Annotated in this window: 14 protein-coding genes; 11 read left to right on the top strand and 3 right to left on the bottom strand. The window is 65.4% G+C overall.

Annotation, left to right across the window (positions count from 1 at the left end):
* The first annotated feature begins 67 nt into the window (after window positions 1-67).
* The 3 genes from HJ583_RS04325 to HJ583_RS04315 all read left to right on the top strand — a co-directional run bounded on the left by HJ583_RS04325 (window position 68) and on the right by HJ583_RS04315 (window position 1,867).
* Window positions 68-592 (top strand): YcnI family copper-binding membrane protein, encoded by a 525-nt coding sequence (locus HJ583_RS04325; RefSeq protein ID WP_170020785.1) that lies wholly within the window; start codon window positions 68-70, stop codon window positions 590-592.
* 50 nt (window positions 593-642) lie between these two features.
* Window positions 643-1,119 carry a copper chaperone PCu(A)C gene (locus HJ583_RS04320; RefSeq protein ID WP_170020783.1) on the top strand — a complete coding sequence of 159 codons (477 nt, stop codon included), beginning with the start codon at window positions 643-645 and terminating at the stop codon, window positions 1,117-1,119.
* Between the two features lie 133 nt (window positions 1,120-1,252).
* Entirely contained in the window at window positions 1,253-1,867 is a 615-nt protein-coding gene (locus HJ583_RS04315; protein WP_170020781.1) for an RBBP9/YdeN family alpha/beta hydrolase, read from the top strand.
* Here HJ583_RS04315 and HJ583_RS04310 read toward each other — a convergent pair.
* From HJ583_RS04310 to HJ583_RS04300, 3 genes are all read right to left on the bottom strand, one after another.
* Window positions 1,864-3,135 (bottom strand): MORN repeat-containing protein, encoded by a 1,272-nt coding sequence (locus tag HJ583_RS04310; protein WP_170020779.1) that lies wholly within the window; start codon window positions 3,133-3,135, stop codon window positions 1,864-1,866. The genes HJ583_RS04315 and HJ583_RS04310 overlap by 4 nt on opposite strands.
* Before the next feature lie 76 nt (window positions 3,136-3,211).
* Window positions 3,212-3,406, bottom strand: a complete 195-nt coding sequence (locus HJ583_RS04305; RefSeq protein WP_170020777.1) for a heavy-metal-associated domain-containing protein — start codon at window positions 3,404-3,406, stop codon at window positions 3,212-3,214.
* A 65-nt stretch (window positions 3,407-3,471) separates the two neighbouring features.
* The gene (locus tag HJ583_RS04300; protein WP_170020775.1) at window positions 3,472-4,449 is read right to left on the bottom strand and encodes a helix-turn-helix domain-containing protein; all 978 of its coding nucleotides are present in this window, start codon (window positions 4,447-4,449) and stop codon (window positions 3,472-3,474) included.
* A gap of 283 nt (window positions 4,450-4,732) precedes the next feature.
* Between HJ583_RS04300 and eat the strand changes: the two genes are divergently transcribed.
* The 8 genes from eat to HJ583_RS04260 all read left to right on the top strand — a co-directional run bounded on the left by eat (window position 4,733) and on the right by HJ583_RS04260 (window position 15,017).
* The gene (gene eat, locus HJ583_RS04295) at window positions 4,733-6,121 is read left to right on the top strand and encodes an ethanolamine permease (protein ID WP_170020773.1); all 1,389 of its coding nucleotides are present in this window, start codon (window positions 4,733-4,735) and stop codon (window positions 6,119-6,121) included.
* Between the two features lie 16 nt (window positions 6,122-6,137).
* Complete coding sequence (locus tag HJ583_RS04290; protein WP_170020771.1) at window positions 6,138-7,532, top strand: ethanolamine ammonia-lyase subunit EutB; 1,395 nt, start codon at window positions 6,138-6,140, stop codon at window positions 7,530-7,532.
* Window positions 7,529-8,320 (top strand): ethanolamine ammonia-lyase subunit EutC, encoded by a 792-nt coding sequence (gene eutC / locus HJ583_RS04285; protein WP_170020769.1) that lies wholly within the window; start codon window positions 7,529-7,531, stop codon window positions 8,318-8,320. The genes HJ583_RS04290 and eutC overlap by 4 nt, the downstream gene beginning before the upstream one ends.
* A gap of 57 nt (window positions 8,321-8,377) precedes the next feature.
* Complete coding sequence (locus HJ583_RS04280) at window positions 8,378-9,253, top strand: TorF family putative porin (RefSeq protein ID WP_170020767.1); 876 nt, start codon at window positions 8,378-8,380, stop codon at window positions 9,251-9,253.
* 121 nt (window positions 9,254-9,374) lie between these two features.
* Complete coding sequence (locus HJ583_RS04275) at window positions 9,375-11,738, top strand: heavy metal translocating P-type ATPase (protein ID WP_170020765.1); 2,364 nt, start codon at window positions 9,375-9,377, stop codon at window positions 11,736-11,738.
* Between the two features lie 105 nt (window positions 11,739-11,843).
* On the top strand, window positions 11,844-13,841 hold the full coding sequence (locus HJ583_RS04270) for a methyl-accepting chemotaxis protein (RefSeq protein ID WP_170020763.1): 1,998 nt from the start codon (window positions 11,844-11,846) through the stop codon (window positions 13,839-13,841).
* Window positions 13,842-13,932: 91 nt separating this feature from the next.
* Window positions 13,933-14,409 (top strand): Cu(I)-responsive transcriptional regulator, encoded by a 477-nt coding sequence (gene cueR, locus HJ583_RS04265; protein ID WP_170020761.1) that lies wholly within the window; start codon window positions 13,933-13,935, stop codon window positions 14,407-14,409.
* 23 nt (window positions 14,410-14,432) lie between these two features.
* Window positions 14,433-15,017, top strand: a complete 585-nt coding sequence (locus tag HJ583_RS04260) for a hypothetical protein (protein ID WP_170020759.1) — start codon at window positions 14,433-14,435, stop codon at window positions 15,015-15,017.
* Window positions 15,018-15,151 lie beyond the last annotated feature (134 nt).

Genomic DNA, 15,151 nt, shown 5'->3' with positions numbered 1-15,151 from the left:
CCCCGTTCACGCGCATCCTGCGGGATGCAAGGCAATGGCCACTCCTTCGGCCAACACGGAGAATTCCATGCACTATCGCAATCTACTGGCGATGCTGGCGCTTGCCGCCGGCATCCTGCCTGCCGCCCAGGCCCATGTCACCCTCGAGCAAGCCAGTGCCATCGCTGGCAGTACTTACAAGGCCGTCTTCCGCGTCGGCCACGGCTGCGCGGGCTCGCCTACCACCCGCATCACGGTCTTCCTGCCGCCGGGCTTTGTGGGCGCCAAACCCATGCCCAAACCGGGCTGGACCCTCAGCATCCAGAACGAGCCCTTGCTGCAGCCCTATGACTCACACGGCCAGCCCATCACCGAGCGGGCGGCGGTGATCACCTGGAGCGGCGGGCGCCTGCTGGATGCCGAGTATGACGAGTTCGTCCTGCGCGGCAGCCTGCCTGCTGAAGCGGGTCAGCACTACTTCCGCGTGCTGCAGAACTGCGAAAAGGGCGAGAACGACTGGGCCGCCATCCCGACCGGGCATGACAAGCCGGCCTTCCCGGCCGCCGTTCTGACCCTCACCCCGGCCGCTGCCAAGCCCTCTCACCAGCATTGATCCTCACACGCGGCGCCAGAAGGCGCCGCCCCCCTGCAAAGGAATCACTCATGTCATTCATCAAGCACTTCACTCTTCTTGCCCTGCTGGCCTGCGCTGGCGCCACTCAGGCAGCCGACTACACCAGCGGCAATCTGCGCATCAGCCAGCCTTGGGCACGTGCCACGGCACCGGGCGCAGCGGCCGGCGGCGGCTTCCTGAAGATCGACAACAAGGGGCCGGCGGACCGTCTGGTCTCCGCCAGCACAGGCGTCTCCAAGCTCGTCGAGCTGCACACCATGCGCATGGACGGCAACATCATGCGCATGGCGAAACTGGAGAACGGCATCGAGCTGCCTGCCGGACAGAGCGTCGAACTCAAGCCGGGTGGCCTGCATGTCATGTTCCTCGACCTCAAGGCCCCCTTGAAGGAAGGCGAGAGCTTCCCGCTGCGCCTGAAGTTCGAGAAAGCCGGCGAAATCACCGTGGACGTGAAGATCGAAGGGCTGGGCGCTGCGATGCCTGCTCAATCCCATCATCAGCACTGAGCCCTGACCGGCATTTCATCAGGCGCCTGCGGGCGCCTTTTATTTCCAATTGAACTATAGGAATTACAACTTATACACAAAATGCACTTTGAGTGGCGCTAGAGTGCGGACATTGATTCACGCGGAGCACACCATGAACGCCCTCGCCCACTCGCTCGCTCACACCACCTCATTCCACGCATTGCATGCGCTGGCGGCCCGCGCCATTGCCCGTGCCGAGCCTGACAATGCAAACGTGCTGATCGTGCCGGGCTTGCGCGGCAGCGGAGAGGCCCACTGGCAAAGCTGGCTGCATGCACAGCTGCCCGGCAGCCAGCGCGTTGAGCAGGCCGACAACTCCACCCCGGATCTCGCCGCCTGGAGCGATCGCCTTGGAGCGGCCATCGACGCCGCCCACGAACCGGTATGGATCGTTGCCCACAGCTTTGGCAGCCTGGCCAGCCTGCACGCCAGCGTCGGCCGTGAAGAACGCATCGCCGGCCTGCTGCTGGTGGCTCCCGCCGACCCGGACAAGTTCGGCGTCCGTGAGCACTTACCGACGCAAATGCTGGATATCCCCGCCATTCTGGTCGCCAGCAGCAATGATCCGTGGATGACGCTGGACAAGGCGCGCGGCCTCGCACGCCAGCTCGGCCTGAGCTTCCTGAACCTCGGCGCGGTGGGCCATGTGAATACTGACAGTGGCCACGGCCCCTGGCCGCAGGGCCTGGCGCTGCTGCGCCGGCTGCAGGCGGCGGTAACGGCCTAACGCCGACGCTCGCAACCGCCTTTGAACCAGCCCTTGATGGTGGCGGCCGGAATGGTCTTGCCGACGTAGCGGTCGAAATTCTTGTCGAGGCTGCAGGCCTTGCCATTGCAGTTGTAGATGAGCTGGATTTCGAGCGCCTGGCTGCGGCAATCGTACTTGATGCCGGTATGGCGCAGCAGGTTGGCATTGAAATCGGCAAAGCGGAACCAGGAGAAGACCACGCCGGCCTCGCTGCTGCTGCGACGATCAACGTCATAGCTCACGCCCTTCTCGGCAAACATGTTCTGCCAGTCGTGCTCGAAGTGGCGGCCGGCCGCGATGGCTGCGAGGGTGGTGGCGCGGCAGTCGGGTTTGGCTGCGGGCTGGCGGCAGACTTCCAGTTCGGCCGCCACCTGCGCAATCGCAGCTAGGCGCTCGATATCCAGCGCGCGCTCTGGTTCGGTGCTGCCGGGGCGCACGGCAAAACTGTCGCTGGCGGCACGCGCCTGCTGCATCAGTTTGTTCACGCTCTCCTGATCCAGCTTGATCGTGGGCACGAAATAGAGACGCCCCTCCGCCTGCAGATCCTCGCGGAAAAGGCCTTCCCAGTAATCGCCATTGACCCAGGTGTAACGCCCCTTGCCATGCTTGCGCCCCTGCTGCCACTGGCCGACATACTGGTCGCCAGTGGGCCAGGTATAGCGGCCCTCGCCCTGCGCGAGCCCTTTGTCGAACTGGCCTTCGTAGCGGTCACCCGTCGCCGCAAAGAGCTTGCTGCCCTGGCCTTGCGGCAAGCCCTGGCGGACTTCGCCGCTGTAGCGGTCGCCATTGGCAAATAGCAGCACGCCGCGCCCCTCGGGTTGATCGCCGGCCCAATCCCCCTCATAGGATTGGCCATTAGTCCACTGCATGCGGCCGCCGCCCTGGCGTAGGCCTGCCACACAGGCGCCCTCATAACGATCTCCATTGGCATACACGATGCGGGCCTTGCCGGTGGCCTGATCGTCTTGCCAATCACCGTCGTAGGACTGACCGTTGGCCCAGTCGAAGCGCCCCTGGCCATGGCGTTTGCCGGCGCGCATCTGGCCGCTGTAGCGATTGCCGTTATCCCATTTGATCGTCAGCTCACCAGTGATCAGCTGGGTCTGCGGATCGATCACGAAGCGTCCGGTGAACAGCGCGTCACTTGCCCGCACGCTTTGCTCGGGCGGCAGCGGCACCGCGCCCTGAGCCGCACACAGGCCAGGCAGCACGAAGAGCAGCGTAAGGATCAGGCGGCGCACAGCCATGGGGGCATCCTGCAAAGGGAGAAGATGCCTTGACGATATGTGCTGGCCGCCCGCGCGGTCAAGCGAGATGCGCCGCTCAGGCCTGTGGCTCGAAACCGGCCTCGGTCAGGCGGCTGACGATGGCTTCGCGGGCAAGCGCGGTTTCCACCTTCACCTGCTTGGTCGCCACGTCGATTTCCACTTTGGCCGCCGCATCGAGTTCGCCGAGGATGCGGGTGATGGTTTTGGCACAGCCGCCACAGCTGATGTCCGGAACGATGAATTCGTACATGGTGCAACTCCTGACTGGAAAAGCACCATATTCATCCCTGCCATGAGGGCAAGGTCAAGCCCGGCTCAATGCTCCTGCCGGGCTTCGGAAGGCAGCTCGCCGAAAAGCTGGCGGTAGTCCTTGGCGAACTGGCTCAGATGGGTAAAGCCCCAGGAATAGGCAACGGCGGAAATGGCGCTGCGGTGATCCTGCTTGAGGGCGCGCCGCACCTCGTTGAGACGCAGGCTGCGGATGAAACTCAGCGGCGACTGGCCGGTGACCTCTTCAACACTGTTCTGCAGGGTGCGGCGGCTCACATGCAGATCCCTGCACAGATCTGGAATCGACGGCGCATCGCCCGGACTGGCCAGCACCTGACTACGAATGCGGCTGACGATCTGCTGACGCGCAGAGACGCAACGCCGGGCGACCGGTGCCGAGGACTTGCCTTGCTGCAGCACCTCCACCAGCACATCAAAGACCCGCGCCTGCAGAAGCGCCGGATCGTCGCCCGCCGCCTCTGCGTCCAGCAGGATGTTGCTCAAGGCCGCGCACAGGCGATGCTTGCGCGCCGGCACGAGGGAAATCACGTCGCGCTGCTGGAGCACGCGATCGAGGTCCAGGCGGGTTGTTTCTTCGAGATGGCTCGCAAAGGCCGGGCGATCCACCACGATGCCGTAAAGATCGAAGTCAGGCGCAGTCAGCAGATCGAACTCCACGCCGCCGTCGCGCACGCATACCGCGTCCGCCGCCAAGGGCTTGCTGCCCATCCACATCATGCCGTCTTCGGCGGCCGGGATGCCGAACCACACAGAGTCCTTCCAGGCGGCACAACTCTGGCGCAGCTGGCGATTGGCGCGCTCGACGAAGATCTGGCTCTTGGGCAGCCAGAGTTCCATCACCTCGCCCTCGAATGCGCCCGCCGAGAGCTGGTCGTAACGCTGATCCCATTGCGAAAGGTTGAGTGCATGCTCATCCGCATCGCGCGCCCGGCTCACCCGGCGCAAGGCACGCGGCGCCGAGTCTTTCCGGGCGTCGCCCCGGTCCCTCACAAACTGATCCATGGAAGTCACTTCCTGCAGCCCCTAATACTTTAGCTCTAAGCAAGCGGCGTACCGGGCCCGATCATTGCATTGTCTGTTGACGCAAGCGCGCTGGCAGGCGGGATGCCGACCGAAGTAGCGCCTGGCACGCCAAAGAAGCGCCCCCGACTGGTGCAGGAGGGCTTCGGCACGGTGCCGGTGAAGCGGTGCCAAATCCTGCTATCGACGTGCCAAAACTTGATACGCCTCCCGGCAGGCTTTGATTCACGATGCGCTCACCAAACCAACTCGACTGGAGTCAATCATGAGTGGATCAACGCAAGCGCCGCACGGGCTGGCGGCAAGCCTAGGCACCTGGCAACTGTGGGGCATCGCTGTCGGCCTGGTGATCTCGGGCGAATATTTCGGCTGGAGCTTCGGCTGGGCCTCGGCCGGCACGCTCGGCTTCCTGATCACCACCCTCGCCGTTGCGCTGATGTACGGCACCTTCATCTTCAGCTTCACCGAGCTGACGACCAGCATCCCGCACGCGGGCGGCCCTTTCGCCTACAGCTATCACGCCTTCGGCCCCACTGGCGGCTATCTCGCCGGCATGGCCACCCTGATTGAATTCGTGTTCGCCCCGCCGGCCATCGCGCTGGCCATCGGCGCTTACCTGAATGTGCAGTTCCCCGCGCTGGATCCGAAAATCGCGGCCGTCGGTGCCTATCTGGTCTTCATGAGCCTGAACATCGTGGGCGTGACCATCGCCGCCACTTTCGAGCTGTGCGTGACCCTGCTGGCAATCTTCGAACTGCTGGTATTCATGGGTGTGGTGGCGCCGGGCTTCTCCTTCGCCAACTTTGCCAAGGGCGGCTGGGCCGGTGCCGATGAATTCTCGCTGGCCTCGATCGCCGGCATCTTCGCGGCGATCCCGTTTGCAATCTGGTTCTTCCTTGCGATTGAAGGCGTGGCCATGGCCGCCGAAGAAGTGCGCAGCCCGAAACGCTCGATTCCGATTGCCTACACCGGCGGCATCATCACCCTGGTGGTGCTGGCGGTTGGCGTGATGGTGATGGCCGGCGGCGCAGGCGACTGGACCAAGCTCGCCAACATCAATGACCCGCTGCCGCAGGCCATGAAGATGATCGTCGGCGAATCCTCCGGCTGGCTGCATATGCTGGTGTGGCTGGGCCTGTTCGGGCTGGTCGCCTCCTTCCACGGCATCATCCTCGGCTATTCGCGCCAGATCTTTGCCCAGGCCCGCGCCGGCTACCTGCCGGGCTGGCTCGGCGCCGTGCATCCGAAGTTCAAGACCCCGCACCGCGCCATCATCGCCGGCGGCGTGATCGGCATCCTGGCGATCTTCAGCGATGAGCTGCTGTCCTTCGGTGGCCAGACGCTGACCGCCAACATCGTGACCATGTCGGTCTTCGGTGCGCTGCTGATGTACATCCTCAGCATGGCTTCGCTGTTCAAGTTGCGTCGCAGCCAGCCGGATCTGCCGCGCTCCTACAAGGCGCCGTTCTTCCCGGTCTTCCCCGCCATCGCGCTGGGCGGTGCAGTGATCTGCCTGATCACCGTGACCTGGTTCAACCCGCTCCTGGCCGCCGTCTTCGCCGGCATCCTGGCGGTGGGCTACGGCTACTTCCGCGCCACCCACGCCCAGCGTGCGGCTGCGCCGATGGCCGCCCTGGCGGTCGAGACCGAGTAAGCGGGAGGCTGAAGCCATGTCGTATTCCGCCAGCGTAGGGGTGAGGCGTTATGTGTTCGCTGACCTCAAGACCCTGCTCGCCAAGGCCAGCCCGCTCCGCTCCGGCGATCTGCTCGCCGGAGTGGCGGCGGCCACCAGCGAGGAACGCATGGCAGCCCGGATCGCGCTGGCGGAAGTTCCGCTGGCGCGCTTTCTGGAAGAGATGATCATTCCTTATGAAGTGGACGAAGTGAGCCGCGTGATTCTGGACGATCACGACCCAGTGGCCTTCGACCCGGTCGCCGGGCTAAGTGTCGGCGAGTTCCGCGACTGGCTGCTATCAGACGCAGCAGGCAGTACGGAGCTCGCCGCGCTGGCCCCCGGCCTGACCCCCGAAATGGTCGCCGCCGTCAGCAAGCTGATGCGCAATCAGGATCTGATCCTGGTCGCGGCGAAATGCGAAGTCATCACCCGTTTCCGCAACACCCTGGGCCTTCGTGGCCGCCTCGCGGTGCGCCTGCAACCCAACCACCCGACCGATGATGCCCGTGGCATTGCCGCCTCGATGCTCGATGGCCTGCTCTACGGTGCCGGTGACGCGGTGATCGGCATCAATCCGGCGAGCGACAGCCTGCCCGCCATCACCACCCTGCTACACCTGATGGACAATTTCCGCGAGCAATACGCGGTGCCTACCCAGAGCTGCGTGCTCACCCATGTCACCAATACCATCCGCGCCATCGAAAAAGGCGCGCCGGTGGATCTGGTCTTCCAGTCCATCGGTGGCACCGAGGCGGTCAACAGCAGTTTTGGCGTCACCGCAGCGATCCTTGAAGAATCGATGCACGCCGCACGCAGCCTCAATCGCGGCACGCTGGGCAACAACGTGATGTATTTTGAGACCGGCCAGGGCAGCGCGCTCTCGGCCAATGGTCATCACGGCGCCGACCAGCAGACCCTCGAGGCCCGCGCCTATGGCCTCGCCCGGCGCTACCAGCCGCTGCTGGTCAATACGGTGGTCGGTTTCATCGGCCCTGAGTACCTCTACGACGGCAAACAGATCATCCGCGCCGGCCTCGAAGACCACTTCTGCGGCAAGCTGCTGGGCCTGCCGATGGGCTGCGACATCTGCTACACCAACCATGCCGAGGCCGATCAGGACGACATGGACACCCTGCTCACCCTGCTCGGGGTGGCCGGCATCAATTTCATCATCGGTGTGCCCGGCGCCGACGACATCATGCTCAACTACCAGAGCACCTCTTTCCACGATGCGCTCTACCTGCGCCGCGTGCTGAACCGCCGCCGCGCACCCGAATTCGAAGAGTGGCTGGAGCGCATGGGCATCGCCGACTACCGCGGCGAACTCCTGCCGCAAACCGAGCAACAGCCGCTGCTCGCCATGGCCGGCTCCGCCTGGGGGCAGACATGAGCAAGCTGCCGATCACACCGGACCCGTGGACACGCCTGCGCAGCCTCACTCCGGCACGCCTGGCGCTCGGGCGCAGCGGCGTCAGCCTGCCCACCGCCGAAGTGCTGCGCTTCGGACTCGCCCATGCCCAGGCGCGCGATGCGGTACATGAAGCCCTGGATCTGGACGCCCTGACCCAGGCCTTCAGCCAGGCCGGCTTTGCCAGCCTGCGCGTGGCCAGCCAGGCAACGGACCGCGCCACCTACCTGCGCCGGCCGGACCTCGGGCGCCGCCTCGCTCCAAGCAGCGCGGCGCTGCTGAAGCAGGCCGCCCCGGCTTCGCCTCTGCCGCTGCTCATCGTGGTCGCCGATGGTCTCTCGTCCCTCGCCATCAGCCGCCACACCCTGCCCCTGCTGCAAGCCCTGCTTCCGTATTTCCCGACCCTGCGCGAAGCACCGGTGGTGATCGCCAGTCAGGCTCGCGTTGCGCTGGGCGACGAGATTGGCCAGAGCCTGAACGCAGCGCTGGTCGCCGTGCTGATCGGCGAGCGCCCCGGCCTCTCCTCACCGGACAGCCTCGGCATCTACCTCACCGGCGGGCCGCGTGTCGGCCTCACCGATGCCTGGCGCAACTGCATTTCCAATGTCCGCCCGGAAGGCCTCGACTACGCCGAAGCGGCCCGCAAGCTGGCCTTCCTGATTGCCGGCGCACGCCAGCTCGGCCGCACCGGCGTCGATCTCAAGGACGACAGCGACACACCGGCGCTGGAATCCCGAACCCCTATGCCGGAGCTATCCGGCAGCGACTGAACCTCAGCTTTTCACGCTTCCCGTTCCACCCCAACCATTGCCTGACAGGAGAGAACCATGCTCACCCTCGCACAACGCACTATCCCCGCCGCCCTCGCTGCCCTCGGCCTGGCCCTGGCGCTGCCCGCTCATGCCCAGGAAGCCGCCACACCGGCTGCCACACCCGCCGCCACTCCGGACTGGAGCTTTCCCAGCAGCCTGAGCCTGACCAGCGACTACATCTTCCGCGGCCAATCTCAGACCTGGGGCAAGCCCGCCCTGCAATACGGCATTGAGGCCGATCACAGCTCCGGCTTCTATGCCGGCTTCTTCGCCTCCAACGTGTCGGACCACTGGCTGCCGGGCGCTTCCGTTGAAACCGATCTGTTCACGGGCTACCGCAACACGATCGCCGACACCGTCGGCTATGACCTCGGCGTGATCTACTACGCCTACCCCGGCGGCAACTGGAAGAACTCCAGCTTCACCGGCTACAACGATCCGAACGAGCTCAACACTGCCGAAGCTTTCATTTCGCTGAGCTACAAGGGGCTCAGCTTCAAGACCGGCCGGGCCCTCACTGAATACTTCGGCTGGAGCACCAACAACTCTCCGGTTGGCGGTGGTTTTGCTGGCGACAGCACGGCCGGCGTTACCGGCAGCACGCGCGGCTCTTACTTCTACGAACTCAATGGCAGCGTCGACGTGGCCGAAGGCTGGAACCTCAACGGGCAGCTCGGCCGCCAGATCATCGCCAATGCCACCGGGCTGGACATCACCTACTACAAGCTCGGTGTCACCCACAGCTTCGCCGACGGCTGGTCCGCCAGCCTGGCCTACTACGGCTCAAACGAACCAGATGCCTACAAGGGCTTCCTGAGTCTTGCCGACACCACATCCGCCTCCAACATCGCCAAGGACAAAACAGTCGTCACCCTCAGCAAGGCTTTCTGAGTCGCACTTGCACAGCGGAGCCCCCTGCCGGCACGGGGGCTTCGCAGCGTCTCCTCCTTCCGCTTGACCCTGCCATGATGGGAAGCCCTAGAGTCAGTGTGTCCTGACCCGGAGCCCAGCCATGAGCGCGCCCACCCCTGCAGCCCCCCCGACACACTTTTCCCTCCCCATCGAGGGCATGACCTGCGCCGCCTGCTCCACGCGACTGGAGAAGATGCTGCGCGCCACGCCCGGTGTGACTGAGGCGAGTGTGAACCTCGCCAGCGAGCGCGCCAGTGTGGCCGGCAGCGTCACCTTCGAAGCCGTGCTTGCCACCATCCGCCGCGCAGGCTTTGAAGTGCCGCTGCGCAGCGTACGGCTGGATGTGGCCGGCATGAGCTGCGCCAGTTGCGTGGCCCGGGTCGAGAAAGCTCTGCTCAAAGAGCCCGGCGTAGAAAAGGCCGAGGTGAGTCTGGCCAGCGAATCCGCCCGTATCGAAACCCGCCTCGATGCCGCCCCCGCCAGCCTGCTCGCAGCGCTCGAAAAAGCCGGCTTCTCGGGTCAATTACATGTGGCCGCCACACCGGCGGCCAGCGCATTCGGCAGCCACTCCCGGCAGCGCCTGGCGCTGATCGCCAGCGCCCTGCTGAGCCTGCCGCTGCTGCTGCCGATGCTCGTCGAACCCTTCGGCCTGCATTGGATGCTGCCTGGCTGGCTGCAACTCGCGCTCGCCACGCCGGTACAGTTCGTGTTCGGCGCACGCTTCTACCGCGCCGGCTGGAAGGCCGCCCGGGCCGGCAGCGGCAACATGGATCTGCTCGTGGCACTGGGCACCAGCGCGGCCTACTTCCTTTCCCTGTGGCTGCTGCTCCGCGGGCACAGCGCGCATCTGTATTTCGAGGCAGCCGCTGTGGTGATCACCCTGGTCCAGCTCGGTAAGTGGCTCGAAGCGCGTGCCAAACGCCAGACCACCGAAGCGATCCGCGCGTTGCAGGCGCTGCGCCCGGAAACCGCCCGGATCAGAAGCGACGACGGCGACAAGGAAATCCCCATCGGCCAGCTTCGCGTCAATGACATCGTAATCGTGCGCCCCGGCGAACGCATCTCGGCCGACGGCGTGCTGATCGAAGGCACATCGCACATCGACGAGGCGCTGATCACTGGCGAAAGCCTTCCGGTGGCCAAGTCGCCCGGCGCAGTGCTGATCGGCGGCAGCGTGAATGGCGAAGGCCTGATCGCGCTGCGTACCACGGCGATCGGCGCGCAGACGGCGCTGGCCCGCATCATCGAACTGGTCGAAAACGCCCAAGCGAAAAAAGCGCCAATCCAGCATCTGGTCGACCAGGTGGCGGCGGTATTCGTGCCGGTCGTGCTGGTGATCGCGCTGGCTACCCTGCTCGGCTGGGGCTTCATGGGTGGCAACTGGCAGGCCGCCATCCTCAACGCAGTGGCGGTACTGGTGATCGCCTGCCCCTGCGCGCTGGGGCTGGCCACACCCACCGCGATCATGGCCGGCACCGGAGCGGCGGCAAAACTCGGCATCCTGATCCGCGACGCGGAAGCACTGGAGATCGCCCATCGCGTACAGGTGGTGGCCTTCGACAAGACCGGTACGCTGACTCAGGGCAAACCGACGCTGGCTGCCATCGAGTCCGACCGTGACGATGCGCTCGCCATCGCCGCCGCGCTGCAGGCAGGCAGCGAACATCCGCTGGCACACGCGGTAGCAGTCGCCGCCAAAGACCTCAGCCTGCCGACGGCAAGCGGCGTAAAAGCCGAGGCCGGGCGCGGCATTCGCGGCGGCATCAATGGCCACGACTACGCGCTGGGTAGCCTGCGCTGGATGGGCGAACTGGGCTTCGACACCGCCACGCTCAGCGCACAGGCCGCCGCACATCAGGCGCAGGGGCATACCGTGTCCTGGCTGGCCGAGATCGCTGAAGTACCGAAGCTGCTGGCCCTGCTCGCCTTCGGTGATCTACCGCGCCCCGAAGCCGCCGAGGCCATTGCCGCCCTCAAGGCTGCCGGCATCCGCCCGCTGCTGCTGACCGGCGATCATGCGCTGAGCGCCGCCGCCATTGCCGCGCAACTCGGTATCGAAGACGTGCGCGCCGAAGTGCTGCCGGCTGACAAGGCGCGCATCGTCACCGAGCTGCGCGCGCAATTCGGAACCGTGGCGATGGTCGGGGATGGCATCAACGATGCGCCCGCGCTGGCCGCCGCCGATGTGGGCATCGCCCTGGGCAGCGGCACCGATGTCGCCATGGCTGCGGCCGGCATCACCCTGATGGGGGCCGACCCACGCCGGGTGGCTAACGCGCTGGAGATCTCGCGTCGCACCTCGGCGAAGATTCGCCAGAACCTGTTCTGGGCCTTTATCTACAACCTGATCGGCATTCCGCTCGCCGCGGCGGGCCTGCTCAACCCGGTGATCGCCGGCGCGGCGATGGCCTTTTCCAGCGTCAGCGTAGTCAGTAACGCCCTGTTGCTGGCGCGCAGACCCTAAGGCACTGACGGGCAGAGCGGCCCCACCCATCGGGCAGGCCGCGGTGCGGCGTTCACTTCAGGGCACTAATGCTCAGGAGAGGCCCTCGCCTCGAAGGAGCGCCGCATGCAAGAAGATATCCAGACCCGCAGCCCGTCCCTGCGCCAGCGCATGGCGGATCTGCCGATCGCCGCCAAGCTGAGCCTGCTCACCCTGGCCCTGCTCACCACCGTTTTCAGTGTGGCCGGGCTGTATCTGGCGCGCTCGCTCTCCACCCAGCTCGAAGCCAACGCCACCGGCGCGCTGCAAACGGCGAACCAGCGCATCGTGGACATGATCGAGGTGTACGCCGCCAATCTGGAGCAATCCGCCGCCATGCTCGGCGGCGAATTCGTCTCGCGCCTGCAGGCCGGTGTGCCGGAAACCACCCGCGCCAAAGACATCGCCGCCAGTGAAGCGAAAGCCACCGCCCTGATCGACAGCTTCAGCGCCGCCTCCGGCGCGGTCGCCACCCTCTTCGTGAAGGACGGCGATGATTTCACCCGCCTCGCCACTTCGGTCAAGGATGCCGCCGGCAAGCGCGCCGTCGGCACCCGCCTCGATCACGCCCACCCGGCCTATGCACCGGCCCTGGCCGGGCAGGCCTACACCGGCCGCGCCAAGCTCTTCGGCCGCGACTACATCACGCGCTACATCCCGCTGATCGAAAATGGCCGGGTGATCGGCATCGGCTTCATCGGTATCGACTTTACCGAGGGCCTTGCCACGCTCAAACAGAAGGTGCGCGCCATCACCGTGGGCGACAGCGGCCATGTTTTGATCTTTGAGCGCAGCGGCACGGACGCCGGCAAGGCCGTGGTCCATCCGGAAGCCGAGGGCCAAAACCTGCTGGGCGACAGCCACCCCTGGCTGCGCACAATGATCGAGGGGAAGAACGGTGCACTGCACTTCAGCTCGGCCAAGGACAGCAAGGCCGGCACCGAACAGCTCGGCGTGTTCAACAGCTTCGAGCACTGGAACTGGCTGATCGTCTCCACCGGCCCGCTCGCCGAATTCACCCGCTTCGCACGCGGCATTCTGCGCGACCTGCTGATCGCAGCCATGATCATGGCCGTGCTGATCGCCGGAGGCATCATGCTCTGCGGCCGGCGCTGGATCGGACGTCCGCTGGCTGGCGCAGTAGGCCTCTTCGAGCAAATAGCCGGAGGCGATCTGGGCACCCGCATCGAAGTGCACAATCGCGACGAGGTCGGCCAGTTGCTGGCCGCCATGCAGGGCATGACGCAGCAGCTCTCCCGCGTCATCGAAGAAGTGCGCGCGAGCTCGGAGAGCCTGGGTGGCGCCGCCAGCCAGATCACCGGCACCTCGCAGTCGCTGGCACAGTCCTCCAGCGAGCAGGCGGCCAGCGTGGAGCAGACCTCCGCCGCCATGGAGCAGATGAGCAGCTCGGTGACCCGCAATGCGGATAGCGCCCACAGCACCGATGAGGTAGCGCTCAAAGCCGCCGGTGAAGCGAATGAAGGCGGCGCGGCCGTGGCCCAGACCGTTCAAGCCATGCAGCAGATCGCTGAGCGCATCGGCATCATCGACGACATCGCCTACCAGACCAATCTGCTCGCCCTGAATGCTGCCATCGAAGCCGCCCGGGCCGGCGCTGCCGGACGCGGCTTTGCCGTGGTCGCCGCTGAAGTGCGCAAGCTCGCCGAGCGCAGCCAGGTCGCGGCACAGGAGATCGGCAGCCTCGCCAGCAACAGCGTGCATGTGGCCGAAAACGCTGGCAGCCTGCTGCAGCAGATTGTGCCGGCGATCCAGCAAACCGCAGAACTGGTGCAAGCCATCGCCAGCGCCTCGAATGAGCAGTCCGACGGCGTCACCCAGATCAACGCCACCCTCAGCCAGCTCGCCCAGCTCACCCAGCAGAATGCGGCCTCCGCCGAAGAGCTCGCCGCCACCGCTGAAGAGATGAACAACCAGGCCGGTCAGCTGCAGGCGTTGATGGCATTTTTCAAGCTCGGAGAAGAAGCCTCCGGCCGCAGCAACAGCCTGGCACAGCTCCCGCCCAGGACTACTCCCCGCGCCCGCGCCGGCTTCAATGCAGCGTCAGGCGAATACACGCGCTTCTAGGGTCTTTGACATTCATTCGGCGAATCGATGAATGAATATCAACAGCCCCTAGGGCAGCGTAAACTGGGGTTTTTCCTTGCCGGAAATCCTCATGTCCGCCAGCTTCGAACACGCCGACGCCCTTCAGGCCGGCTTCGTGGATATCGGTGCCGCCGCCGCAGCCAGTGGTGTGTCCATCAAGATGGTGCGTCACTACGAAAGCCTCGGCCTGCTCGGCAGCGTCCCCCGCACCGCAGCCAACTACCGCATCTACGGCGCAAGTCATATCCACACCCTGCGCTTCATCGCCCGCAGCCGCAAACTCGGCTTCTCGATGGACGAAATCCGCGAACTGCTCGCCCTGTGGCAGGATCGGGCACGCTCCAGCGCTGCCGTCAAAGCCATCGCCACCCGCCATATCACCGATCTGCAGACCCGCATCGCTGAGTTACAAGGCATGGTCGACACCCTCAGCCAGCTCAACCACTGCTGCGCAGGTGACACCCGCCCGGACTGCCCGATCCTGGCTGATCTGGCCGGCCACAGCGACATGATCGAAGGCGGCGCAAGGCCCGGCCAATCCCGCTAGAATTCGCCGACGATTTTGGAGGCATGCTCGTGTACGGTCTGATCCTCACGGTTTTCTTCGGCGTAATGGCGTTCTTCCTGTACCGGGCCTGGCGGGTCTGGCAGCAGCGTTTCGGCCAGCGCGACAACGATTTCGATGCCTACCAGCTTCAGCAACTGGTCAAGGAAGCCGAAGCAGGCAACCCGTTGCCTAATCACGAAACTTTTGAAATCAAACCCCTGCCCGTCACGCCAGCCGCTGCCGTGGTAGATACCACGCCGCGCACGCGCCGCCCCCTGCTTGATGGCCCGGCTCAGGACGCGTTCCTCCTGCTGCATGCCGACGTCGCCGCCGGCTTCCCGCTGCTGGCCAGCGTGGATATTGCCACCCTGCTGGACGCCCACGGCACTCCGCCGCCACGCGTCAGCGCGGACTTCGTGATCTGCAAGAAGGACTTCAGCCCGGCCGTGGTGATCTTCATCGAACGCAGCCCGGGAGATCCGATGATCGAGCGCGCCCAGACTCTCTTGCGCAGCCATCGCCTGCGCGTGCTGCGCTGGCCGGCCTCCTCCCTGCCCTCACGCGAGGAAATGCGGCGCCAGGTATTCAAGCCACGCGCAGCGGCCTGAGGCAGCGGCACGGCAGTGCCGCTCAAACGATACATCCTGCAGGCGCGGCCCAAGGCCGCTTCAACAGAAGCCGCCCAGAGCCGGAGTCAGAAAGAAAGCGCTACGAGCGGGCAGAGGTCAAAACGAGGCGCAGA

This window comes from Uliginosibacterium aquaticum (assembly GCF_012972705.2).
In the GTDB taxonomy this organism is placed as follows: domain Bacteria; phylum Pseudomonadota; class Gammaproteobacteria; order Burkholderiales; family Rhodocyclaceae; genus Uliginosibacterium; species Uliginosibacterium aquaticum.
This window is presented reverse-complemented; position numbering and strand designations above follow the sequence as displayed.